At 42.0% G+C, this 24,023-nt stretch carries 24 protein-coding genes; 1 reads left to right on the forward strand and 23 read right to left on the reverse strand.

The window, feature by feature from the left end:
• Positions 1 to 3: 3 nt before the first annotated feature.
• The 13 genes from gucD to B9Y89_RS05585 form a co-directional block, all read right to left on the reverse strand.
• On the reverse strand, positions 4 to 1,470 hold the full coding sequence (gucD, locus tag B9Y89_RS05525) for an alpha-ketoglutaric semialdehyde dehydrogenase GucD (protein WP_085522233.1): 1,467 nt from the start codon (positions 1,468 to 1,470) through the stop codon (positions 4 to 6).
• 17 nt (positions 1,471 to 1,487) lie between these two features.
• Positions 1,488 to 2,396, reverse strand: a complete 909-nt coding sequence (locus B9Y89_RS05530) for a fumarylacetoacetate hydrolase family protein (protein WP_085522234.1) — start codon at positions 2,394 to 2,396, stop codon at positions 1,488 to 1,490.
• A gap of 84 nt (positions 2,397 to 2,480) precedes the next feature.
• Positions 2,481 to 3,251: an IclR family transcriptional regulator gene (locus tag B9Y89_RS05535; protein ID WP_085522235.1), complete on the reverse strand. Its 771-nt coding sequence runs from the start codon at positions 3,249 to 3,251 to the stop codon at positions 2,481 to 2,483.
• 87 nt (positions 3,252 to 3,338) lie between these two features.
• Positions 3,339 to 4,286 (reverse strand): U32 family peptidase, encoded by a 948-nt coding sequence (locus B9Y89_RS05540; RefSeq protein ID WP_176222117.1) that lies wholly within the window; start codon positions 4,284 to 4,286, stop codon positions 3,339 to 3,341.
• Between the two features lie 61 nt (positions 4,287 to 4,347).
• Positions 4,348 to 5,607, reverse strand: coding sequence for a nickel pincer cofactor-dependent isomerase, group 22 (locus B9Y89_RS05545; protein ID WP_085522236.1), 1,260 nt, complete (start codon positions 5,605 to 5,607; stop codon positions 4,348 to 4,350).
• Between the two features lie 13 nt (positions 5,608 to 5,620).
• Positions 5,621 to 6,679 carry a TRAP transporter substrate-binding protein gene (locus B9Y89_RS05550; protein ID WP_085522237.1) on the reverse strand — a complete coding sequence of 353 codons (1,059 nt, stop codon included), beginning with the start codon at positions 6,677 to 6,679 and terminating at the stop codon, positions 5,621 to 5,623.
• Positions 6,676 to 7,722, reverse strand: coding sequence for a C-terminal binding protein (locus B9Y89_RS05555; RefSeq protein ID WP_085522238.1), 1,047 nt, complete (start codon positions 7,720 to 7,722; stop codon positions 6,676 to 6,678). The genes B9Y89_RS05550 and B9Y89_RS05555 overlap by 4 nt, the downstream gene beginning before the upstream one ends.
• 44 nt (positions 7,723 to 7,766) lie before the next feature.
• Positions 7,767 to 9,047: a TRAP transporter large permease gene (locus B9Y89_RS05560; RefSeq protein ID WP_085522239.1), complete on the reverse strand. Its 1,281-nt coding sequence runs from the start codon at positions 9,045 to 9,047 to the stop codon at positions 7,767 to 7,769.
• Between the two features lie 14 nt (positions 9,048 to 9,061).
• Positions 9,062 to 9,601: a TRAP transporter small permease gene (locus B9Y89_RS05565; RefSeq protein WP_085522240.1), complete on the reverse strand. Its 540-nt coding sequence runs from the start codon at positions 9,599 to 9,601 to the stop codon at positions 9,062 to 9,064.
• A 13-nt stretch (positions 9,602 to 9,614) separates the two neighbouring features.
• Positions 9,615 to 10,637 carry a TRAP transporter substrate-binding protein gene (locus B9Y89_RS05570; RefSeq protein WP_085522241.1) on the reverse strand — a complete coding sequence of 341 codons (1,023 nt, stop codon included), beginning with the start codon at positions 10,635 to 10,637 and terminating at the stop codon, positions 9,615 to 9,617.
• A 351-nt stretch (positions 10,638 to 10,988) separates the two neighbouring features.
• Positions 10,989 to 11,525, reverse strand: coding sequence for a gamma carbonic anhydrase family protein (locus B9Y89_RS05575; RefSeq protein WP_085522242.1), 537 nt, complete (start codon positions 11,523 to 11,525; stop codon positions 10,989 to 10,991).
• A gap of 25 nt (positions 11,526 to 11,550) precedes the next feature.
• Positions 11,551 to 13,068 carry a tripartite tricarboxylate transporter permease gene (locus B9Y89_RS05580; RefSeq protein WP_085522243.1) on the reverse strand — a complete coding sequence of 506 codons (1,518 nt, stop codon included), beginning with the start codon at positions 13,066 to 13,068 and terminating at the stop codon, positions 11,551 to 11,553.
• Between the two features lie 73 nt (positions 13,069 to 13,141).
• Complete coding sequence (locus B9Y89_RS05585) at positions 13,142 to 13,654, reverse strand: tripartite tricarboxylate transporter TctB family protein (protein WP_085522244.1); 513 nt, start codon at positions 13,652 to 13,654, stop codon at positions 13,142 to 13,144.
• A 39-nt stretch (positions 13,655 to 13,693) separates the two neighbouring features.
• Between B9Y89_RS05585 and B9Y89_RS05590 the strand changes: the two genes are divergently transcribed.
• On the forward strand, positions 13,694 to 13,927 hold the full coding sequence (locus B9Y89_RS05590) for a hypothetical protein (protein ID WP_085522245.1): 234 nt from the start codon (positions 13,694 to 13,696) through the stop codon (positions 13,925 to 13,927).
• A gap of 327 nt (positions 13,928 to 14,254) precedes the next feature.
• On the opposite strand, the gene B9Y89_RS05595 is transcribed toward B9Y89_RS05590, so the two are convergent.
• The 10 genes from B9Y89_RS05595 to larE form a co-directional block, all read right to left on the reverse strand.
• Positions 14,255 to 15,265 carry a tripartite tricarboxylate transporter substrate binding protein gene (locus B9Y89_RS05595; RefSeq protein WP_176222118.1) on the reverse strand — a complete coding sequence of 337 codons (1,011 nt, stop codon included), beginning with the start codon at positions 15,263 to 15,265 and terminating at the stop codon, positions 14,255 to 14,257.
• Between the two features lie 19 nt (positions 15,266 to 15,284).
• Positions 15,285 to 16,070 (reverse strand): enoyl-CoA hydratase-related protein, encoded by a 786-nt coding sequence (locus B9Y89_RS05600; protein WP_085522247.1) that lies wholly within the window; start codon positions 16,068 to 16,070, stop codon positions 15,285 to 15,287.
• Between the two features lie 17 nt (positions 16,071 to 16,087).
• Positions 16,088 to 17,302, reverse strand: coding sequence for a CaiB/BaiF CoA transferase family protein (locus B9Y89_RS05605; protein ID WP_085522248.1), 1,215 nt, complete (start codon positions 17,300 to 17,302; stop codon positions 16,088 to 16,090).
• Between the two features lie 257 nt (positions 17,303 to 17,559).
• Positions 17,560 to 18,213: a GntR family transcriptional regulator gene (locus tag B9Y89_RS05610; RefSeq protein ID WP_085522249.1), complete on the reverse strand. Its 654-nt coding sequence runs from the start codon at positions 18,211 to 18,213 to the stop codon at positions 17,560 to 17,562.
• A gap of 205 nt (positions 18,214 to 18,418) precedes the next feature.
• Positions 18,419 to 19,171 carry a nickel pincer cofactor biosynthesis protein LarC gene (gene larC / locus B9Y89_RS05615; protein ID WP_085522250.1) on the reverse strand — a complete coding sequence of 251 codons (753 nt, stop codon included), beginning with the start codon at positions 19,169 to 19,171 and terminating at the stop codon, positions 18,419 to 18,421.
• Positions 19,168 to 19,947 (reverse strand): nickel pincer cofactor biosynthesis protein LarB, encoded by a 780-nt coding sequence (gene larB / locus B9Y89_RS05620; protein ID WP_085522251.1) that lies wholly within the window; start codon positions 19,945 to 19,947, stop codon positions 19,168 to 19,170. Before larB ends, larC (B9Y89_RS05615) begins: the two co-directional genes overlap by 4 nt.
• A gap of 288 nt (positions 19,948 to 20,235) precedes the next feature.
• Positions 20,236 to 20,853 (reverse strand): HoxN/HupN/NixA family nickel/cobalt transporter, encoded by a 618-nt coding sequence (locus B9Y89_RS05630; RefSeq protein WP_085522253.1) that lies wholly within the window; start codon positions 20,851 to 20,853, stop codon positions 20,236 to 20,238.
• A 404-nt stretch (positions 20,854 to 21,257) separates the two neighbouring features.
• The gene (locus tag B9Y89_RS05635) at positions 21,258 to 22,544 is read right to left on the reverse strand and encodes an IS110 family RNA-guided transposase (protein ID WP_085520704.1); all 1,287 of its coding nucleotides are present in this window, start codon (positions 22,542 to 22,544) and stop codon (positions 21,258 to 21,260) included.
• Between the two features lie 153 nt (positions 22,545 to 22,697).
• Positions 22,698 to 23,183 (reverse strand): nickel pincer cofactor biosynthesis protein LarC2, encoded by a 486-nt coding sequence (gene larC / locus B9Y89_RS05640; protein ID WP_085522254.1) that lies wholly within the window; start codon positions 23,181 to 23,183, stop codon positions 22,698 to 22,700.
• A 15-nt stretch (positions 23,184 to 23,198) separates the two neighbouring features.
• Positions 23,199 to 24,017 (reverse strand): ATP-dependent sacrificial sulfur transferase LarE, encoded by an 819-nt coding sequence (gene larE, locus B9Y89_RS05645; protein ID WP_254901186.1) that lies wholly within the window; start codon positions 24,015 to 24,017, stop codon positions 23,199 to 23,201.
• Positions 24,018 to 24,023: the final 6 nt, after the last annotated feature.

Genomic DNA, 24,023 nt, shown 5'->3' on the forward strand with positions numbered 1-24,023 from the left:
AAACTATGGTTTCACATACACCGTCTTGATGGATGTATAAAACTCGATCGCCGCTGTGCCTTGTTCACGCGAACCGGAACTAGATCCCTTCATTCCGCCGAATGGCGCCTGAAGTTCAACACCAGCTGTTTCAAAATTAACACGGACAAGACCCGCTTCAATGTCTTCAACAAATTCGAAAGCATTCTCGATATTTTTAGTAAAAATCGAAGCACTCAAGCCAAACGCAACATGATTGGCCACTTCTAAGGCATCTTCAATCGTATCTACCTTCATTAGAGCTAAAACAGGGCCGAAGATTTCTTCTTGTCCGATTGTCATATTGGGGTTAACGTCTTCAAAAATCGTCGGCTCGACAAAAAAGCCATCCTGTAACTCTGGATCTGAAGGTTTACCCCCACCAAGAAGCAGAGTCGCGCCTTCCGCTTTTCCTTGATCAATATAGGAAAGTACGGTATTAAGCTGAGCCTCATTGACACTTGGACCCATCCAGGTGTCTTCCTTCATGCCATCGCCAACCGTCAATGCTTTCGTTCGACTGATTAATTTGCTCTTGAAGGCTTCATAGACTCCTTCCTGCACAATGACTCGGCTTGTCGCGGTACATTTTTGACCTGTTGAACGAAGACCGCCACTGAGTGTCGCTTCGACAGCCTCATCAAGATCGGCATCATCCGCAATAATAATGGGATTCTTGCCGCCCATCTCCAATTGATATTTCGCATCTCGTGCAACGGCCCCTTGGGCAACCCTCTTTCCTGTTTGGTTAGAGCCTGTGAACGTGATGCCATTAATTTCAGGGTGATCGATGATGCGTTGCCCAACGACCGATCCTGATCCAGTGACCAAGTTAACAACACCGGCAGGTAATCCCGCTTGTTCGACACACTCGATCAATTTGGCCGCAGTCACTGAAGCATCATGAGCGGGTTTAATGACAACTGTATTTCCGTAAATGAGGGCCGGTGCCATCTTCCACAATGGAATGGCCACTGGAAAGTTCCAAGGCGTAATCAATCCAACAACACCGAGCGGAACACGATTGGTATACTGCAACGCCTTGCTATCACTGGCGGGAATCACATCGCCTGTTTTCCGCATCCCTTCGCCGGCATAGTATTTTAAAATCGCAATACCTCTTGACGTTTCACCTCTAGCTTCCGGTAACGTTTTCCCCATTTCTCTCGTCATTGTTTGGGCAATCTCTTCGTGTCTTGCTTCAATCGCAGCGGCGATTTTATAAAGATAATCACCTCTTGCAGCACCGGCTAATTTGCGCCAACTTTTCTTAGCTTTATGCGCCGCTTCTATTGCATGATCAACGTCCTCGGCTAAGGAGTTTTGAATATACCCGACAACCTCATGTTGATGGGCCGGATTCATGCAAGCTTTAACATCTTCAGATGCCGCCTGCGTCCATTGACCACCAATATAGTTTTGAAATGTTTGAATTTTTGTCTCAACAGTCATAGCTTTCATCCTTTCTATTATTGTTTCATCGTTTTTGAGAGTTGATTTGCTTGCATTTTTACTGGATTAATCAAACAACCGATGCCAGGGATATCGATTTCAATCTGATCCCCATCTTGAAGTGTAAAATCATTTGGCGGAACGATACTTGTGCCCGTTAATAACACAGTACCATTGAATACGGTATTATCCCTCACAAGGTAAGTGCTTAACTCCTCATATGTTCTTTTCAATCGGCTGGTATCAGCCGTATCCTCGAAAACCTTCACTTGATCCCGATAAATGCGGCAGATAATTTGGAATCCATAAGGATCCTCTACCGTTTCTGCCAATCGAATGGCCGGGCCAATTGAGCAAGAGTGCCGCCAAACTTTGGCCTGCGGCAGATATAGTGGATTTTCTCCCTCGATATCACGACAGCTCATATCATTGCCGACCGTAAATCCGAGAATTTCCCCTTCATCATCTAGAACCAGCCCCAGTTCGGGTTCAGGAATTTGCCAATTCGAATCGCTTCGTAAATAAACGCTGTCTTCAGGGCCAATGGTTCTTTCCTTAGTTGACTTAAAGAAAATTTCAGGTCTTTCGGCATCATAGACTTTGTCGTAAAAAGTTGGTGCCCCCCCTTTTCCACCAGTGGCCTCATAGTTTCGACCTTGCTTACTTTGTTCATAAGTGACACCAGCGGCCCAAACTTCCTTTGCCTCAATCGGCGCAAGTAAGTCTAATTCACTCAGCTTCGTCTCCAATGGAAGGGAATCTTGGATAATGTTTTGTACCAAAGCCTTGGGTGTCTCCTGTTTTTGCCGACTATGCTTGATGAAGTCTAGAAAATCGGTAAACGGTAATTGATAGACAAGATCTTGATCAGAAACAACAGCTAATTGTGCCGTACGATGGTCAGTAAGAAATCGAACGATTCTCATCTTATCCCCCTAACAGTTCTATAATATAGAACTCAATTTTAATATATGAACATAAAGAACCCATTTGTATTAAAATGATGATCTTTATAGGTTCAGCTCCGGCTTGTAGCCCATCTGTCTAGAAATTTGCTTTGCAGTATCTTGCATCATTGAGGTCATTGCGTTTAATTGATCCGTATTGAGTTGCGGCGTCGGCATTGAGAGACTGAAAGCAGCGATCACTTCACCTGTATGATTATGAATCGGAAAAGCAATGCAGCATATCCCTGGTTCATTTTCTTCATGATCGATTGCATAACCCTGGTTTCTAATTTTGTCCAATTCGTTAAGAAAGTCTTGTTGATTCGTCAAAGTATTGGCAGTTCGTTTTTCAAATATATAACCGTCTAATATATTGGCAATCTCATCCTCTTTCTTGAAAGCAACCAGTATCTTACCGACTCCTGTGCTATGAATTGGGGCCCGCCGGCCAATACGTGAATACTGAACATTGCCTGATGTCCCCTCAACTTTATCAATATAGACGCCTTCTTTTTCTTCTAAAATCACAAGGTGGATGGTGTGACCTGTTTTCATCGAAAGATCTAATAAATATTTTTTGGCTACGGATCGAATATCTAGGTTGTAAACGACAAAGTTGCCTCTTTCAAACAACTTCATACCTAGTCTGTATTTACCATTATCAGCCTCTTTTTCAATATAACCATGTTTCTCTAGCGTCTTCAGTAATGAATGGACCGTGCTTTTGTTAAGGTGCATCCGCTCACTAATTTCAGTGATTTTAAGCTCCGGTGCATATTCATCAAATAAATCTAATATAGTAAGTGCTCGTTCTACAGATTGGATTAATGGCATTTGAATCATCCTTATAAAATAGGTCTATGGTTATATTATCACATCCTTGACTGATTTTTTATATCCGGACACAGGAATTTGGTACTACTATGACGATGCCAAGCTGCCTTCAGCAGGAACAGCCAGTCCTTCAGCGCCCCGTTTTGACGTTTTTAAATAGGGTGCATATCTTTGTATCATTTCAAATCCAATCCGGGCCCGGCGCACACGTTCTTTTGATAAAGTCATTGAAGTCTCTTCAAGATGTGTACCTGATGGATAAATATTGGGTGCATTCCGCAAGCCAAATTTAATATACACAGGTGCTGCTACCCTGATGATCTCCGGAATATCATAATGACGAATGAAACCGCCCATATCATCGGGAACTTCAACATAAATATCTAATGGAATATCCACCGCCTGGCGTATCGCCGCAAGCCGGGAAAGCGTCAAATCAGTGGGGACGTTAAACGTTCCAGCCCCTATATTCTCAATCATTCGTATGGACACAGGATTGGATTGGCCCATTTGGACAGAGACTTTGACGATCAAGTCACTTGGGAGTTCACCCAGCTTTTTAAATTCATGAACCAACCATAAAAGCCCTTCATCAGCAACAAGAATACTGCGGAGTCCTGCTTCACACCCCCGTTTAATATCTTCAATAGCATAGACGAGTTGATCGATGCCTTCCACACGTTGGCCCAATATCTTACCGCCGCTCGACCATGGCATGGCTGTAATGTCCCATGTACCGCGTGGACCGACAAACAAACTCACCTCCAGGCTTTCCCTTTTAGACAGACTGACCATATCATTAAGTTCGTCATCAGTTAACAGCATGATGCCGCTCCCCTGTGAAACCCGGTGAATCGGAACATCATAATTTTGAGAAGCTTCAAGAACCGCTTCCAACGATTTTGTTCCCTCTACACTAGGTATTTCAATTCGGTATTGGGCACCGTCTGGGAACACTTTAGTTGAACTTGGAAGATCGTTGCAGTCAGAGCTAGGGAACCCCAACGCTGCGATCTTTTGTCTTGTTTGATCCACATCAATCATTCCTTCCTTTTTAAATCTTATGGCCACGGGAATGGATCATGACCTTGATTGGCTATGATGAGCTGAGAAATTTTGCTGTATTCGGTTCCGTAAGTAATTCAATATTTGATTTTGTCCTTGCCTCTGGCACAAGACTCTCAGATATCTCTATTTCTTTAATATCAAGTGTATTTTTGATCCGAACCATTCTAATCTTATGAAGATCGAAAGCATTGCTTGTTTTAATAGCGGCTTTTACAGCTAGCTCCTCAGTATCAAGAACCATCGGAACTTTTACAGTACCCACCACAGTACTTGTTAAAGCATTAGCGTAGCCTTGTTCAAGATCAATCGTTTCAAAGACTTTTTTCGTCGTCATATCGGCTAGGCCAATGCCATTGGCATTGCCATGGGTTTTCTCCGTCAGCCCAAGTACTGCAATTCTTTTTGCACTTGGACCGCCACTCGCATATGGTGTCGGGTACCTACCCGTTATATTTGGATCCATCCCGTCTCCGGAAATGTCCTTACCTAACTCATCAACAATTAATACATCAATCGGATCAAATAGAATACTTGGCATCAATGTCTTAGCTTCAAGTAACAAATCTGGTTCTAACTCGACCATTTTATGAGCAGGAATCATTCGGATTTTAGCCGGTCGATCATAAGCATTTTCCACGGTAGCCAACCCAAATATAATCGGTGTTTCTTGTAAAACAATCTTTGCCATTTCTGGAACATGTTCTGCCATATATTTAAAGCCGTAAGAATGAGCAGCTTCAGCGCCTTTTTGTTTTCCAAGGCCGATGGTTATCATTTTCAAAAGTCCGCTTTCAGCTTTTCCTCGAAAAGCCGTATGCGGTTTAACTCTATTGATAACAACAATCTTATCTGCGGTATAAGCGTTCTTATCGATATAGATGGGCAGTCCATTTGATAGTCTACCGACCTCTACGACTTCCATACTTGAACGGATGGGCGCATGGACAGATGCTTCAGTGACGCCTAATTGTTTGAGAACACCTAATTGACCTTCAGCAGTGGCACCTCCATGACTCCCCATGGCTGGTACAATGAACGGATCCCCGCCTACTGACTTAATCGCATTGACGACTTCTCTCGTTAGAGTGGGAATATCTGCTACGCCACGGCTGCCAACAGCAATTGCCACTTTATCCCCCTTTGAAATTGACTCCAAAACCTCGGATTCCTGAAACTGCTTTCGTACTTCACTTTCCACATTGGGAATGCCCGTATCATCAAATATTTGCCTTACCTTAGACATTCTTGGGATCGGTACATCTTGGATCAGTTGTTTTACAGTATCCATACAGGAATGCTCCTCACTCAGATTTGTTACGGATTGTCTCAAGCTGCTCACTCATCTGCTGATATAACGCCTCACCATATTTTTTTGAATACTTATCTATGATAGGTTGAATCAATGTCTTTATCTCTTTTTTCTCTTCTTGTGGCAATTCGTTAACTTTCATCCCCTTTTCTTTTAGTTTGTTAAGGGCTTCCTTATTCGCCTTTCGATTCGCTTTTCTTTGATATTGACCAGCTTCTACCGCCGCATTCTTTATGATGGTCTGCTCTTTCTCCGATAGTTGCTCCCACGTCATTTGACTCATTAAGAATACAAAGGGCGTATAGACGTGCTTCGTTAAACTCAGATAATCCTGAACCTCATGAAACTTGTTGGATAGTATAGTCGCTAAAGGATTCTCTTGCCCATCAATGGTTTGACCTTCCAAAGCCGTAAACACTTCCGAGAAAGGCATAGGTGTTGGATTGGCACCGAGCTTTTTAAACACATCTAAATGTACTTCATTCTGCATCGTCCGGACTTTCAACCCATCAAAATCTTCTATACTACTAACGGGATGGACACTATTGGTCAAATTTCTAAACCCATTTTCCCAATACGCTAAACCCACTAAATCGTGTTGGGGCAACTTATCTAGTACCTTTTTTCCGACGGGTCCATCAAGAATGGCATCAGCTTCTTCTCCGTTATTAAAAAGAAACGGAAAATCAAAAATGCCAAATTGTTTGACTGTACCCACTAGGGGTGAAGTCGATGGAATTGTAATATCTAGGGTGCCTGCCTGTAGACCTCCGACCATTTTTTGATCATCACCTAATTGCGCATTAAAATAAGGTTCAATCGTTATTTTTCCGTCGGTTTTTTCCTCGACAAGTTCTTTAAATTTAACTAATCCTTGCCCCTCAGGATGCTCTTTTGGCAATCCAATTCCAGCGCGAAGCGTACGTTTCTGAATGCCGGAATCACTCTTTCCCTCTCCGCCTGTTTGGTCGGTGTTATTGCCACATGCACCAAGCATAAGCAAACTTGGAAGCATCAAACTCGCTATTAATGGTTTTATTCCCTTTTTCATTTAACACCCTCCATTTTATTGGCTATCATTTCATATCGCTTTTCACCCTCATGCATTTGAAGAAACCGTTTGTCTATCACTTGGTTGTTGACTAAATATTTGGGATATTGTTCATATAAAAGAACGTCGACAATTCCCATTGCCACTTTTGAACGCATTTCCATCTCGGCCTGTTCTGAATACCAGGCCATATGTGGCGTTAGTATGACATTTTCCATTTGCAAAAGTGGGTGTTCCTGACTGATGGGTTCTTCCTCTACAACATCTAGTGCGGCACCTGCGATCAAGTGAGTCCTCAATGCTTCCACCAAAGCATCTTCATCAATCACAGGACCTCTTGATGTATTGACAATGAAAGCTTCTTTTTTCATGTCTTCAAATTGTGGTTGACTTATAAGTCCCTGGGTCTCATTCGTTAATGGCGTATGAACCGAGATGATATCAGCCTTCTTACATAATTCGCTTAATGAAACGAGTTGAACATTGAGTTGGCTAGCGAACTCCTCTGACATGTAAGGATCATAGGCAACCACATTTAACCCCAATGCTTGAGCCTTTTCGGACAATCTTTGCGGAATTTTCCCAAGTCCGACAAGCCCTAGCATTCGCCCGTTCAGGCGATAAATCGGTCGAGATACCTTGAAATCCCAGTCATATGCCTTTGTTCTGTTATTAGTAAAAGTGACCTTTCTAACCCAGCTTAATATGAGAGCAAGGGCATGATCCGATACTTCATCCATGCAATAATCAGGAACATTCGTTACACAAATGCCCTTTTCTGTTGCCGCCGGCAAATCAATCGTATTGACGCCGACACCATAACGGGCAATGACTTTGCAATGGTCCAATGCATCAATAACGGTTTTACTCATAGGAGCATATTGATTAATAATGGCATCAGCGTCCCAACAATTTTCGATGACCTCTTGTTCTGTCTTACATTGTGCAGGGACGAATTCAACCTGTTCATGATTCAATATATCGCTTTCATAATTCAAACTTTCAAACTCCCAATCTGATACAACGACTTTCCATTTTTTCAATGTGAATACGTCCTTTCATTACTTTAATAATAGAATCTCTTAGATTAAGTAAACCAGCCTAACGGAACGGTCACAATTTGTGGAAACATAACAAGTAAAAAGAGAACAACGATATGGACCAACAAGAAGGGCCAAATCCCCTTCGTCAATTCCACTATACTTATTTTACTAATACCGCAGGCTACATATAGAACGGTTCCCACGGGTGGCGTGATTAACCCAACGCTGAGGTTTATGATGATCACAATCCCAAAATAGACAGGATCAATATGGGCCATTTCAGCGATCGGGAGAAGTACGGGTGTAAATATTAAAATAGCTGGGGTGAGGTCCATGACACAACCCACCGCTAGAATGAGAATGGAAATGACAAGCATTAATTGAATCCTGCTATCCATGAACGGTTCTAATAAATGCGCCATATCTTGTGGGACATGGGCTACTGTAATTAGCCAAGCAGCCACTATAGCTGCTGCTGCGACTAACATAACAACACTCGTAGTCTTGGCAGCAGATAAAAAAACGTCGTATAAGTCACTTATTTTTAGTTCTCGATAGACAAATACACCTATGACTAATGCAAAAAAAACAGCAACCACAGACGCCTCTGTCGGTGTAAAAATACCTCCGCGAATCCCGCCTATAATTATAATCGGCAATGTTAAAGCCCAAAGCGTCGGTCTCGTGGCTTCCCAAACTTCCTTAAGACTTTTTCGCTCAGGTAAATCGCTTTCATCACTTTTTTTAGAAATGAAATACCATACAATACCTAAACCTAGAGCTAACATGATTCCCGGAACAATCCCGCCCATAAATAATTGTGAAATCGACACATTGCCAGTGACACCGAATAATATCATAGGTATACTCGGCGGGATAACAACGGCTATAATCCCCGCTGCCGCGACCAAACCTGTAGATCTTGACCTGTTATAACTTCGTGCGGTCATCATTGGGATAAGAATAGCCCCTAATGCTGCTGTATCCGCAACAGCGGACCCTGATAGTCCAGCAAACAGAATACTCGCAATAATAGCCACAAATCCGAGTCCGCCTCTAATATGTCCGACTAACGCCATTGCAAAATTAACAACTCTTCTAGAAATCCCTCCAGCATTCATCAGTTCTCCAGCTAGAATAAAAAAAGGAATGGCCATTAATGAAAAACTGTTGGCTCCATTAATTAAATTCTGTGCAATAATTTGACTATCGAACATTCCCAGTAAGTACATTAATGCGATTGCGCTGACAATTAACGCAAAAGCTATAGGTACACCGATGGCTAATGCGCCAAAAAGCGATCCTAAGAATAAACTTAATGCCATTGGTTTTCACCTCCTTAATAGTTCCCTACTTTAGAATGGGGTTGATCTAATGGCTTCGTCTGCTCAGAACTTTCTTTGAAATTATATTTACCTTTGAAAATTGTTTGAAAGAGCCTGCCTAAAACAATCCCACCCATAGCAATGCTTGATACAATACCAATTCCATATATCAGGCCAAGCGGTATTTTCGTCGCCGGTGAGAGGCGTGATATTGTCAAAAATGTCATTGACCAACTTCCTTTAAAGAAAAGCCATAATACATATAAGACAACGAGATTACTAACAACAAAGCATCCTTTTTTGACCTTTGGAGGTAAAAGATCAGTGACAATATCCATACTCAAATGCATGTTATCTTTTAAAGCTGCAATAGCACCTAAAAAGACCAACCAGACAAATAAGTAACGTGATAGTTCAGAAGACCAAGTGATTCCAGAGTTGAACACATAACGTAAAATGACATTTGCAAATACAAGCACAAACATAACGGTTATACAAATAAATATGGTAATACCTAACGTATGGTACAACACTTTTCCCGTCTTATTTAACATCTGTATCCCCCCATTAATCCGCAGCCTTTTTGATTCTATTAACTAAATCCTTTGCCCATGGGTACTCTTGATAGTGTTCTTCATAAAGCGGCTGGACCGCTTCCTTCATTTTTTGCTTGAACGCTTTGCTCGGTGTAACAAACTTCATCCCATGTTTTTTCAAGAATGCTTTATCTTCTTGATAACTTTTAGATAAAAGTTGCCACTCATAATTGGCTGATTTTGTCGCTGCCTTTTGAATGATCCTTTGTTGTTTGTCTGACAGTCCATTCCAAAACTGACTATTAATAATGTACAAGTTTGGGCTAAACATATGACGCGATTCTAATTCATACCCTTGAACTTCATACCACTTTGATGCCCGAACCGTTGCAATCGGATTATCCTGCCCATCAATAACACCTTGTTCTAATGCTGAGAAGACTTCAGAAATAGGCATGGGCGTTACATTTGCCCCTAGAGATTTTCCCACGTCAATATACGAATCAATTTTCGGCATTCTTAAACGAAGCTCATCAAAGTCTTCCATGCTTTTAACTGGATCACGGCTTGAAAACATCCTAAACCCATTTGCACTCCAGGCCAAAGGATGAACACCGTGTTTGTCCTCTAAATTGGTTAAAAGTTCATCTCCAAGGTCTCCAGTTAATACTTTTTTGGCATGTTCAAAGTCTTCAAATAAAAATGGCCATTCGGGAACCCCCATTTTGGGTAACGTATTCTGCATAATCATACCAGGAATACCCATTTCAATTGTTCCGTTACGAACACCATCATAAAATTCCTGCTCAGCCCCTAATTCATTATTAGGATATATTTCCACCTTGATTTTTCCATTCGATTGCTCTTCAACTAAAGGCTTGAATTTTTCCTTCAAGGCGACGTTTTGTGGATGACTAGCCGCAAAGTAATTGGCCACCTTTAAGGTGATCGTTTTGCCTTGAGATGCCCCAGACCCCGCATGCTCATCTCCACAACCTGCAAGAATAATAAATACCATCATCGTTAGTACAAGAAAAAAAGCCAGTTTTTTCATTGATTCTCCTCCCTTTGTTTTACAATATAAAACCCAGTTTTGTAATATGGATAAAAAAATAACTAACGACTTTGTTTTCGTTCAGTGATTTATGTAAACGTATTCATTGTTTTATATTATAAAACTCAGTTTTATTTTATTTCTACATTTATACTAAGAGATCAATTCTGATATGTCAATTATTTTTAAAAATTAACAGAATTCACTCTTGTCATACTAACGAAAAAGAAGATCCTCTATCCAAATATAACGCAGATACATTTGGATAGGGACCTTCTTTAAGGGATACATATAGTAGATCAGTCATTAAACTTGACAGTAACCTTGCGCCATCACCAAACAGCACCTCATTCAGTCATCCTGAAGTGATGGATCGATGATACCTTCTTGCTTATAGTGCTGACCGCTATCGATATAGATTTGCGCCCCTTTGGCTATACGCTCTATATTTTCATCAGAAAGCCTGCGCACAGCTCTAGCAGGTACTCCGGCAGCTAACATTCCGGGCTCGATCACTTTTCCTTCAGGTACCAATGCACCAGCGGCAACCAAAGCACCTTCACCTATAACGGCTCCGTTAAGGACGGTAGCCCCCATGCCAATTAAAGCACCATCCTTGACTTCACATCCATGCAATGTCACATTATGTCCAATCGTAGCTTGTCTTCCAATGGTTAGCGGATACCCTTCATCCACATGGACGACGGTGCCATCTTGCACATTAGAGCCTTTTCCTATGGTAATTCTTTCATGATCTCCTCGTAAAACAGCATTAAACCAAACCGTCGTATTGTCTTCCATAACGACATCACCAATAATATGGGCGCCAGGAGCAATATAAGCCGATGAATGGATGTGTGGTTCTTTCTCATTATAAGAATAAATCATGACGGCAACACCTCTTTAATTAATGTTATTGACTTATAGTCTCATCCGAATCAATAGAAGAAGTCGCTTGTCTCTTTTTTCGAAAGTTATTGATGATAGGGAAGAGAACACTTATTAGGCACAGTACTAATAAAACTGCACTAATGGGTTGTGTGAAGAAAATACTGAAATCCCCATTGGACATGCGCAAAGAACGTCGAAATTGTTCTTCTGTCAAAGGCCCTAAAACAACGCCTAACACAATAGGAGCAAGCGGAAAATCAGCTTTCTCTAACAAATACCCTAAGATACCGAAACCGACCATCACCCAAACATCAAGCATCGAGTTACGAACAGCATATGATCCAATCATACAAAAAATAATGATGAGCGGACCAATGATATAGTAAGGCACTTTAGCAATTTGCGAAAAGCCCTTGATAAATGGCTTCGCCAATAAAATAATAGCAATATTAGCCAATAACAGCCCGACAAAAATGGTATAGACGAGTGTTGTCTCGTTCGAAAATAAGAGCGGGCCTGGTTGAATCCCATGTAATATAAAGGCACCTAGAAGAACAGCCGTCGTCGCACTCCCAGGTATACCAAGAGCCAGTAAAGGTACCATCGCCCCCATGGCTGCAGAATTATTTGCCGATTCCGGTGCTGCAATGCCCTCTGGAATGCCTGTACCGTATTGTTTAGGCTTCTTTGACCAGCGAACATTAGCACTATAACTCAGCATGGAGGCTGTTGTTGCACCAACGCCCGGCAAAATACCGATAAAAACACCCAAGATAGATGATCGACCAATAATGCCTCGAATTTTTTTCACAACTTTTTTATCAGGTAAACGAGTTGATATCTTTTTCATAAGTTTGCCTAACGAATGATTTTCTTGTGCCTTCCTTAAGACTTCAGATATAGCAAATAGTCCAATTAATATAGGAATAAAATCCAGCCCCGCCATTAAACTATTTGATCCAAAGGTAAAACGACTTGCACCTGAAATCGGATCAATACCAATCGTAGCAATAAATAACCCAAATAAAACACCGATTGCCCCCTTAACAATGTTGCCACCACTTAATGATGCAACAACGGTTAAAGCTAGCAATGCTAAGGCGAAATATTCCGGTGAAGCAAATTCAAGAGCTATTGAGGCTAACAGGGGCGTTAAGAATATCAAAATGATCGTTCCTATAATCCCGCCAATGGCCGAACTGAATATAGAAGTCCCTAGGGCCTTTCCTGGTTGCCCCTTTTTGGCCATCGTATATCCATCAAACACTGTAGCCACAGCTTCGGGTGCCCCCGGTGTTCTAAATAATATGGCACTGATTGAACCTGAAAAAACAGAAGTTGCATAAATAGCTGTTAACAACAAAAATGCAGAACCCGGATCCAATCCGTAAGATAGTGGTAACAGAATAATCACTAACATGGTGCCACTAATCCCCGGGATAGCCCCCCCTAAAAATCCAAGAAAAATTCCTAAAAACAACATGACTAAATGGATAGGTTGAAAGACACTGCCTAGTCCGCCGAGCAAACCTTCAATCATAATGGCCCTCCTTATCGTCTAGAATGCCACAATCCTTTTAATATTCAGTTATCAGAGTGTATTAACAGAGCAATTAATAGAAAAACAGACTTAAGCCTCTAAATAGACCAGCTCCTCTTGGCATTGGGACATTCAGAGCAATAGGGAATATCATGATTAGACAGGCACTAGCTATAACAGCCGTAACGATACGGTTGCGCCATTTTACCATTCCCATGATTCCGGCGGTTAATAAAATAACAATAGGCGTGGCTATAACAAACCCCAATATTTGAATCGCTGGTACATAAAGAAGGATGATTATAAACACAAGCCAAAATCTATGTTTAAATAAAGCCGTTTCACTGCTCTCATCGCCGGATGCCTCTGTTTCTCCGCCCACATATCCCTTTTCCTGCTTTATCTCTCTTACAGCTTTCAGTAAAAGAACAAACCCCAACAGCAACATGAGACATAGCAAAAGTTGTGGCCAAAACATCGAATCAATGAACTTATCCTGACTTCCAGGCCCTGCAGTTGTGAATGTTTGCCTAAGATAAAAACCAGAAAACAAAATCGTCACCACTGCGATCATCAAATTTGACATAACTTCAACCCTACTTTCTCATTGAAAGATGACTTATACTTGGTACCTCAAAAAAAGAATCATGGGAGATGGGAACAAGTTAAGATAAAAACATTTGTCAGTGTGCTTGGCCTGTTGATTTCCACTCTAGGCGGACGCTTTCCGCGGGCATGGCTTGAGCCTCATGCCCACACCCGGGGTCCCCGAAAAGCGATTTTTGCTTTTTGGGGTGGATTGATGTGGGTAGGATCAGCGTTGTCACAGGACGTGACGCATTTAGCTGATCATCCTTGATTGCATTGCGGGGTCTCACTTTGGCCACTTGTCCCGCAGGAGTCTCCGTGTATTTCCTCCGCTGGTATTGTGCTTAACCACTTTATAAAAGTGATTTTGCCTAATTAAATACAAGCGTTGATTGGAGTGAAGGGCCGTCGACTCCGGCGGGAAAAGCAACAGCTGAAGACCCCGCAGGAAGTGGTTTTCTTCCGAGGAGGCTGAAGCGTTGCCCGCGGAAAGCGACTGCCCGGAACGGAAATCAACCCCTTCTCTCAAATAGCAACAATCACACGATAAGGGCTATATTTTTACTTGGTTCCCAATCTCCCAAGCTATTCTTAATGATTAATGAGATGATTCTTCTTTTGCGAGATCCTTATAAGTACCAAGCATATCATTGAGTAACTTGCCAAATCCTTCCGAATCCAGCCAACCTTCCCTTAAGTCCAGAAGGTTATTCTTTTCATACTCAAGGTAGCCTTCATCTTCCTGCGCTTCCTTTACAGCCTTCTGTATGGCTTTGACGACTTTATCAGGTGTCCCTTTTTTCACCATCAATCCTCTGCCCATACCTGCCGTTAAGTCCCATCCTTCTTCCACTGTTGTAGGAACATCTGGGTAATCTTCCAATCTTTCTTTAGCAAAAACGAGACTCACATCAATTTTTCCTTTTTTGATCTGTGAAATGTTCGGTCCAATCTCTTCTACTTGTGCATCAATATGTCCGCCTAACAAGGCCGCGTGCATTTCACCCGCATCTGAATAGGGAACGTAGTTAATATCAGCCCCTATAGCATCTTCTAAAAATTTAACATTCGATGCGTACAATCCTGTTGATCCGCTTCCGCCAATTGAAATGTCTCCCGGATTGTCTTTAGCTGCCTGAACTAACTTGTCAATATCCTGATACTTGCTGCCCCCTTTAACTTGAAGGGTCATAACATCATTTTGAACACGTGCGATCGGCTTAAATTCTGATAACTTATGTGAGGCTTTTCCATAGGCCAAATTAATCGGATATTGGGTTGTCATCGCCCAAAATGTATAGCCATCAGCCGGTTGCTTGCTGACGTAATCGGCTGCAATAGATCCAGATGCTCCTGGTTTATTAACAACATTAACGTTAACGCCTAGATTGTCACTGAGAGGCTTCGCAATGGCGCGACTAAAGCTATCCGTTCCACCTCCAGCACCCCAACCCAGAACAATTGTGATATCCCTTTCAGGATAATCACCACTTGATTGACCGTTGTCATTACCCGAATTGTTACCCTCATTCGTTGTACTACTACATCCTTGCAAGACTAACCCGAATACTAATACCAATGTTAGGATGAAAAGACTGGCTTTTTTCATGTTTCTTTCCTCCTTTAGCTTATGAATATTGGAAATTTGGCTTCCGTTTCTCCAAAAATGATTTAACGCCTTCCTTGTAATCATCGGTTTCAAACGAATCAAGAACGAGATCCGCAATCTCATCAGTATCTTCCACTTCACCCTCTAGTGCTTTATTGATAACAACCTTGGAGCCTCTCACAGCAAACTGGGCATTACGGCAGATCATATAAGCATATTCATAGGTTTTATCCTCGATGTCATCCGGGCCATAAACACGGTCAATGAGCCCAATACTCAAGGCCTCATCAGCTTCCAGAAGACGGCCAGTATACAGAATATCCTTTGTTTTTGCCGGACCCACTAAGTCCATTAAATTTTTCGTGCCGGGAAGATTATAGACTAAACCCAATTTTGCCGGTGTGATACCGAACCGACCGTTAGTATCTGAGAAGCGGAAATCACAGGCAATGGAAATTTCGCATCCGCCCCCGACGCAATAACCCTGAACCATCGCGATCGTCGGCTTAGTTAATTGCTTAATGGCTTTTTCTGCTTCCAGGGTTGCCCTGTTATATTTGTCAGCTCCTTCTGCACTATAACGCAATGTCTTAAATTCACTGATATCGGCGCCTGCAGAAAAGGCGGTACGATCAACGCCCCGAAAAATGACGACTTTGATATCAGGATCAACTCGACATTGTTCGACCAATTCAGAAATTTTAAGCCACATTTCATAGCTTAACGCATTCCTTTTTTCTGACCGATTAATATATATGGTAGCGACTTCATTACTTTTATCTAAAAAGACAATCTGATTGTCCATATCCTTTCCCTCCGCTCTTAATTTAAAGTGTTGTCGAAAGTACTGTCAGTGACCACTTTTTGCTCCCGTAATTGTTCAAATTGTTCCTTTTCAATACCTAAAGAAGCTAACACTTCTTCGGTATGTTGACCAAGTGTCGGTGCAGGAGTACTGATTTTACCTGGTGTTTCGGAAAACTTGGATGGTATACCAATGGTCTTCATTTTACCCATCACAGGATGATCTAGCTCCTGAATCATATCCCGTTCATTATAATGCGGATCTTGGACAGCTTCCGCAAAATTATTAATTGGCCCCGCGGGAACACCTGCATCTTCGCATTTATCTAACCAATAAATTGAATCTTGGTTCACTAAGATCTGTTCTATGAGTGCTTCTAACGCTTCAACATTATGATGTCGATCGGTATTGGTTAAAAAGCGATCATCTTCAATCCACTGAGGTTGCTCAATGACGTGATGGCAAAACTTCTCCCAAGTTCTCTGGTTAGCACAACCTAGCATGATATAACCATCGTTTGTTTTAAGTGCCTGATATGGAGCTGAAACTCTATGCCGCCACCCAGTGGGTTCAGGAATGGTACCATTAGCGAAATAAGCGGCCGCTTCCCATGTGAACCATGGTAATCCTGATTCGGCGAGTGAAACATCCACGAGTTGACCCTTTCCTGTCTTTGTCTTATGGATATAGGCTGCTAGAATTGAATAAACAGCCGTTATACCTGCACCAATATCATAAACAGCGATCCCTGATTTCTGCGGCCGTTTGCCTGGTTCCCCTGTCATACTCATGATGCCGCTCATCCCTTGTGCGACAAGGTCGAAGCCTCCCTTGTGCGAATAAGGACCCGTTTGCCCATAACCCGAAATGGAACAATAGATAATGCCAGGATTGATTTCTTTGACGGTGTCATAATCAATACCTAACGACTTCGTCACACCCGGACGATAGTTTTCAACAAAGACATCTGACTCTTTAATGAGTTGATAAAAGATGGCCTTCCCTTGATCATCTTTTAAATTAAGGCCGACACTCTTTTTATTGCGATTAATTTGAAAGAAGCACGTTGATTCTCCATTAACATAGGGACCCATTTGACGAGAATCATCGCCACCATTGATTTTTTCTATTTTTGTCACATCGGCTCCCATATCAGAAAGCACCATGGTACAATACGGACCTGCCATGATCTGTGAGGCGTCAAGAACACGAATACCTTCTAAAGCTAACATAGCTATGCACCTCCGGATATATTTGTAAACGTTTTCAAAATAAGCATTTTAAGGTTCTATGATAGGATCGATAAAGTCTTAATACAGCAAAATATTAGGATTAAAAGACAGATTGTGTTATTCTTTTACAAAGGGTGTTCACTGAGTTCCCGCAAACTCACAGTTTACAACCCATTTTTTCTGATGTTAGAAGGTCTTTTCCTCAGGCCTTCTACTTTTCTTACATTTCAAATCACGCTTGGCACCGATCCGAGCTGTCAACTTTTTTCGAACACGCCGCTTCCACGATTTTGGTCATTCTTTAAATGACATTCAATCGCTTCTACTGCTCTGCTCACATCTCTTTCTTTAACAGCTTCAAATATTTCTCTATGTTCTTGATTAATATTTAAATTGTGTTCTCTATACTTAAGAATATTAGCCCGATATATTAACAGTAGGGAACGGACTTGCTCTAACAATTGAATGAGCCTTCTGTTAGAACATGAGTGAATCAAAATTTCATGGAACCGAGTGTTATACTTTAATATATCCAGATGTTTCCCTGAATCAACTAACTGTTCAGCCTTATTGACGACTTCCTCGGCCTCAGCGACCTTCTCCTCTTCAATCTCATTGACAACTAATTGAATAATCTGTCTTTCCAAAATTAGCCGACAGTGACATAACTCTTCATAATCTTTTCGATCCAATTGAACAACCGATGTCCCCGATTGATCTTGTATAAGCAGCCCCTCGTTTTGAAGTTGACGGAGCGCCTCTCTGAGAGGTGTGCGACTGATTTGATACGCCTCAGCCAATTTCGTTACAACAACCTTAGATCCCGGACTGATTTCACCAGTAAGAATGGTTTGTTTAATTTTTTCATACGCTTGTTGATATAATGGCTGTGACACAGACAGTTCGCTCATCTTCTACCCTCCTTTCAATTGCATGCTGCATCCTGGATCCAGGATGCAATTTAAATAATAATTTATTTTCTGACTTCAGTCAACAGTATCATTGCAATTAAATGATGAATTTTTTTATTATTCAAAAACAACATCCCCTTGATGCCCGCCACGACGGACTTGATCAAAGGGATGTCCTAAGGTATTAAAAATGAGTTGACCGACCTTAATGACCGATGACGATCCTTAAAACGTTGGGATGCGTATCAAACGTTTTCGTTCCAGCTCCATAACCAATGTGATCTGTCGTTATTGACGGAAACGGACCATATTGATCAACAAGAACAGAAATCATCGCAGCTCCCGTTGGCGTTGTTAACTCAGCACAGACGTCTTTCGATTGAAGGGGAATTCCCTTCAAAATTTCCAACGTAGCCGGGGCCGGTACCGGGTATATACCATGGTCAATATGGACGCTGCCATACCCCGGTGGTATAGATGACGACATGATATAATCCGGTTGAATTTGACTGATTAACAGGGCCGTTCCAACAATATCGATGATAGAATCAATGCTGCCAACTTCGTGGAAATGAACATTTTCAAGCGGTATACCATGTATTTTACCTTCGGCTTCACCAATAACTTTGAACATAGCGAGAGCCAATTGTTGACTCGTCTCATCAAAATCAGCGTGATGGATCATGTCAACAATATCGCTATAATGTCTATGATGGTGCCTATGATGATGGTGACCATGATGGTGGGAGTCATGGGATTCACTCAATATGACATCGAATGTCGTACTCGTGATGCCATTCTTATTCACCGTTTGCCAGGATAACTCATATTCATCCTGGATCGCGAGTTTCTTCAATTCATCTGCCATCTTATATGGATCGGCCCCAGCATCAATCAAAGCACCAATCGTCATGTCTCCACTGATGCCAGAAAAACAATCAAAGTAGAGCGTCTTCATATGGATCGTCCCTCCCTCTGTGTTTCGGATAACATACGATTAACTAAAGCAGCATTATAGCCGCCACCAAAACCATTATCGATATTCAACACACTAATGCCAGGGGCACATGCATTAAGCATCGAAAGCAAGGACGATACCCCATTAAAATGAGCGCCATATCCGACACTAGTCGGAACAGCAAAAACGGGATGTGAGACCAGACCGCCGACGACACTCGGGAGGGCACCTTCCATCCCCGCAACAACCACGGTCGCATGTCCTTGACGGATCGTATCAATTTGATCAATTAACCGGTGAAGACCTGATACCCCGACATCATAAAACCGTTTGACATTGACCCCCATCGCTTCGGCTGTTACCGCAGCCTCCTCGGCCACAGGAAGATCAGAAGTCCCGGCACAAAGAATAGAAATGCTTCCTTGTCGATCTTTGTCCAAACTAGCATTAGATTTGTGCTGAACAAGTGTCCGGGCTGTCGAATGATGTTCGAGCTCTGGGTAATGGTCTAAAACAGATTTCGCTTTATCATCGCTAACACGTGTCACCAAAATGGGCTCACCCATCTCTCCAAGGGATTGAATAATTTGGGTGATTTGTTCAGCCGTTTTTCCCTCACCAAACACAACCTCAGGAAAACCCTGACGTTTGCTTCGATGAATATCTAATTTCGCAAAGCCGAGATCCTCATAAGTTTTCAATTCCTTTTTAGCTTGATCTGGAGTCATTGTTCCTTCCTTAACATCATTCAAAATGTTATCAATCATGTTATCCATGCAATCACCTAAATTTTAGTAGATTAAAAAGCAAGTCACTTGTCGCTTAAGTACGATGTATAAAAGACCTTTTCTGAAAGATTGTTGTTTGATTTATGAAAGCTATAGCACCAAAAATCGCTGATTGGAGCGGAAGGTGCGAGACTCCTGCGGGAACAGCGGGACAGGTGAGACCCCACAGGCGCAGAGCGCCGCAGAGGCTCACCGCCCGCCCCGCGGAAAGCGAGCATCCTGGAGCGGAAATCAACCCCTCCTCTCAAATAACCACAAAGTTTATAAAAAGTGCCATTAAATAAAAGATGATGTCATGTAGAACACCCCGAAACTAACCCCTAAAACACCGGTCAGTTGAACGAGTCTCCGGTTCAGCGTCCTATACTTTGATAAAACAAAGGGTAAGCTTATGATCATCGTGAATAGCACCATTCCTGTCGCGGTTCCCAACCCAAAAATCAATAGATATACGACAGCCATGGGCAAGCTATCCACCGTTGATGCTGTCAATAAGATCATGGCGCCACTTCCCGCTAGACCATGAATAATACCAATAATCAGGGACTTGAATTTAGAAGAAGCATTCACCGTTGCTTCATGATGATTTGAAGGCTTCCCTTTCTTTGCAATTACAGAAACTCCTAAAAATACAATCATCACACCCACTAAAAACTCTAACCACTGAGCAACAGCTTCAGGGATGGTTGTCTTTAATAAAATAAAAAGAATGGAAACAACAAAAATCGTGGCCGTATGGCCGATCCCCCAAAATAAACCCGCTAGAGAAGCGTTAAAGATGTTCTTGCTTCTACTAGCGATCGTTGTTACAGCAATCACATGATCAGGTTCGATAGCATGCTTAAGACCTAAGAAAAATCCAAATGCTAAGACAGTAATAAAACCTATATCCAATTAAATCACTCCCTCTTTAAATTAAGGTTTTCTTAGAATTTCGCCGTTTTTCTCCATATTTCTTTTTGATCAATCAAAGTCCACGGTTGTTTTTAGTCCTATTATTTCCTACTAATGATATATATGGAACTCAGGCATGAGACTGAATAAACCTTAATGGCAAAATACCATTAAATGGATAATCTAGATTTATGATCGCACCTTGGATCTCCACTTTTTACATGGCGGTGGACCCTCCCATGTCTCTCGGCGTCTATGCGCGCAAATTCCTTCGTTCGACCTAACCATGGTGGATGCCGGAAATGCTCCCTTGGCGGGTCTATGCCCTAATGGATGAAATAACGACCGGCTTCTCCGTGCTTCAATTGTCAAAAGATGTTTCAAAACGATGTCTGTACGTCTTGTTAAGCGACTTCCTGTAATGTCGAAATCATTGGGATATCACGAAGCATGCGTTCTTCACTGAACGTACACTTTCGTGTACCTAATACATAAAAGATTTTGATGAGTTTTCTGCTTAGCGCAATAAACGATTGTTTGCCTGTTAGCGGATTATTGGGCCGATGTCGATAGTAATAATGAAGCTGCTTGAAACCTTCATTGTGTAACGATAATGGGCGTGCCACTTGATACAATAAACTTCGCAGTCTTCTCCGGCCCCGTTTGGTGATGGTCGTTTGACCTTTGAATAATCCTGATTGATTCATCTTTAGATTGAGTCCCGCTAATTTGATAACTTGGCGTGGATCCCGATAGTTCGATAAATCACCAACTTCAGCGAAAAAGCCAGCCACGGTCATGGCACTTACGCCTTTAATCGCCATCATTTGATCGGACCCCGGAACGTGAAGAATGATTTCTTCGAGTTGTGCTTCAAGAGCGATTAGACGTTCTTCAAGAGCCTTATACTGGTCAATCAAATAACGAATTTCCTGACGTGCCATGCGTAATCCCACTGTGAGGCCAACACTGTCATCAGCTGCCTGTTTTAGGGCCTGTATGCGTTTGATACCCACACCGCGTTTGGCAGCCTCTTTGACTTCCAGAAGCAAATCTTCTTCCGAAGTTTTACGGATATCTTCTGGCATATAGCCTCTTTCCAATAGATGAAGGGCAGCCTTCCCGGACCAGTCCTTAAAGACATCAAGAAACTCTGGAAAGTATCGATCAAGCGCATTATGCATTTGGGCTTTGATCGAGGACATATCTTCCTGGATGATATCATAGAGTTTCATGCCTTCCCGTAATTCAGCGTACACATCCTCCGGTAATGTAGGTTCATGATAACGGCCATCACGCACGACCTGGGCGATGACTTTGGCATCTTTTGTATCGTTTTTCGTTGGTGAGTCATCATCCAATTCCTTGGATCGCTTGACCTTCATCGGATTGACGACAACCACTTGAAACGCCTGGCCTTTCAAGTGATAGGCTAAATTCAGCCAGTAATGGCCCGTTGGTTCCATCCCAACGATGATGTTGGAGCGCGCGTATTTTTCGGACAAGTTCTCAGCCCATTCGATAAGATTTGAGAATCCCTGCAGCGAATTGGTGAATACCAGCCGTTTGACAAGATCTCGACCACGATCATCTATCGCACGGGCCACGTGTTTGCGTTTCGCCACATCAACCCCGATAATTAATGTTTGTTCGTTGATTTGCGCTAATCGATTATTTTGTGTAAAATCCATTGTAGAAGTCCTCCTTCGGTACTCAATTCGAGGTCATGCATGACACTCTCTATCGTACCAAGGGGACTTTTTTTATGCACTTTTCATTTTCGTTGAGTTCCCTTCAAATTTTCTTCCTTACAGGAATGCTCCCTTAGTTAACAAAATCAATATCTATTCATACTCATCTTGATTCATCTGAAGTATTGCTTCGTGGTAAATATTTTTAAGAGGGATGCCATATTTTTCAGCAATCGCGCGACAATCTTCATATTCAGGGGTCACTTGAACAACCTCACCTTGAAAACATGCTTCCTTCACAACAATATCGCCCCATTTTGTGGCAACCTTTTTGAATTGTCGTTCTAACCGGTGAACATGAATGGGATAATATCGAATCCCCAGAGTCGTCGTTTCTTTAAAAATAATTTCCTTTAAAGTCTCTAACTTTGAACAATGGCATAACAGTTGCATACGAACGCCTGGACGATTTTTTTTCATGAAAATGGGCGCATAAAAGACATCATTGGCGCCAGCCGCAAATAATAGATCCATAACGTAACCCAGCCATTCACCATTAGCATCATCAAGGTTAACTTCCATTTGAACCATGTCTTGATCAATATGTTCCGATCGGTGATTAAAGCGATGACTCACTATGAATTAGTTCCTCTCTTATGAATTGACGTTTTCAGCAATCGCTTGATTCATACTGCCACTTTTATAACCTTTTAAATCCAGCGTGACATACGTATATCCAAATGATTTTAACTTTCTCGTAATCTCTTCATGATGACTCAAAACGATCGCCATATCCTGTGGTTCAACTTCAATTCTTGCAATCGTTTCATGCGTACGGACACGAACTTGCCTAATTCCATATTGCTTAATATAAGCCTCTGACTTTTCAACCTTTGTGAGTTTAGACTTCGTTATCTTCTCGCCATAGGCAATGCGTGATGATAGACAAGCGAAGGATGGCTTATCCCATGTAGGCAGATCCAGTTGTTTAGATAATTGTCTAATTTCATCCTTATAAAGGTCCGCTTCTGCTAGTGGCCCTCTGACACCATAATCCTTGGCAGCTTGGATACCGGGACGATAGTCACTCATGTCATCGGCGATAACACCAAGCGTAAGGTTTTCAAATCCCTTTTCCGAAATCAAGGGAATTAATTCGTCAAATAACCCAGATTTACAAAAGTAACAACGGTTTTTATCATTATCCTGATAACCCGGAATCGCTAATTCAGATGTTTGCACAACATAATGAGTCGCTCCTATGTTATTGGCATATGTTTTTGCTTCGATCAGTTCACTTGAAGGGTATGTTTCTGAATCAGCGGTTACAGCGACAACATGATTCTTACCTAAGACATCGATCGCAACCTTTAATAAAAATGTGCTATCCACACCGCCAGAATAGGCAATTGCGATATTTTCCATATTCCCCAATATCTCTTTTAATCTTTGATACTTGTCCTCAACCGTCACTGTCTA

This window comes from Tuberibacillus sp. Marseille-P3662 (genome assembly GCF_900178005.1).
Lineage (GTDB): Bacteria > Bacillota > Bacilli > Bacillales > Sporolactobacillaceae > Marseille-P3662.

Coding starts and splice junctions, on each gene's coding strand:
- B9Y89_RS05600 (WP_085522247.1), bottom strand. CDS start 16,070: ATGGACAATCAGATTGTCTTTTTAGATAAAAGTAATGAAGTCGCTACC.
- B9Y89_RS05565 (WP_085522240.1), bottom strand. CDS start 9,601: ATGTTAAATAAGACGGGAAAAGTGTTGTACCATACGTTAGGTATTACC.
- B9Y89_RS05610 (WP_085522249.1), bottom strand. CDS start 18,213: ATGAGCGAACTGTCTGTGTCACAGCCATTATATCAACAAGCGTATGAA.
- B9Y89_RS05560 (WP_085522239.1), bottom strand. CDS start 9,047: ATGGCATTAAGTTTATTCTTAGGATCGCTTTTTGGCGCATTAGCCATC.
- B9Y89_RS05545 (WP_085522236.1), bottom strand. CDS start 5,607: ATGGATACTGTAAAACAACTGATCCAAGATGTACCGATCCCAAGAATG.
- larC (WP_085522250.1), bottom strand. CDS start 19,171: ATGAAGACGCTCTACTTTGATTGTTTTTCTGGCATCAGTGGAGACATG.
- B9Y89_RS05585 (WP_085522244.1), bottom strand. CDS start 13,654: ATGTCAAATTTGATGATCGCAGTGGTGACGATTTTGTTTTCTGGTTTT.
- B9Y89_RS05605 (WP_085522248.1), bottom strand. CDS start 17,302: ATGTTAGCTTTAGAAGGTATTCGTGTTCTTGACGCCTCACAGATCATG.
- gucD (WP_085522233.1), bottom strand. CDS start 1,470: ATGACTGTTGAGACAAAAATTCAAACATTTCAAAACTATATTGGTGGT.
- B9Y89_RS05550 (WP_085522237.1), bottom strand. CDS start 6,679: ATGAAAAAGGGAATAAAACCATTAATAGCGAGTTTGATGCTTCCAAGT.
- B9Y89_RS05635 (WP_085520704.1), bottom strand. CDS start 22,544: ATGGATTTTACACAAAATAATCGATTAGCGCAAATCAACGAACAAACA.
- B9Y89_RS05580 (WP_085522243.1), bottom strand. CDS start 13,068: ATGATTGAAGGTTTGCTCGGCGGACTAGGCAGTGTCTTTCAACCTATC.
- larB (WP_085522251.1), bottom strand. CDS start 19,947: ATGGATAACATGATTGATAACATTTTGAATGATGTTAAGGAAGGAACA.
- B9Y89_RS05535 (WP_085522235.1), bottom strand. CDS start 3,251: ATGCCATTAATCCAATCTGTAGAACGAGCACTTACTATATTAGATTTA.
- B9Y89_RS05570 (WP_085522241.1), bottom strand. CDS start 10,637: ATGAAAAAACTGGCTTTTTTTCTTGTACTAACGATGATGGTATTTATT.
- B9Y89_RS05575 (WP_085522242.1), bottom strand. CDS start 11,525: ATGATTTATTCTTATAATGAGAAAGAACCACACATCCATTCATCGGCT.
- B9Y89_RS05595 (WP_176222118.1), bottom strand. CDS start 15,265: ATGAAAAAAGCCAGTCTTTTCATCCTAACATTGGTATTAGTATTCGGG.
- B9Y89_RS05530 (WP_085522234.1), bottom strand. CDS start 2,396: ATGAGAATCGTTCGATTTCTTACTGACCATCGTACGGCACAATTAGCT.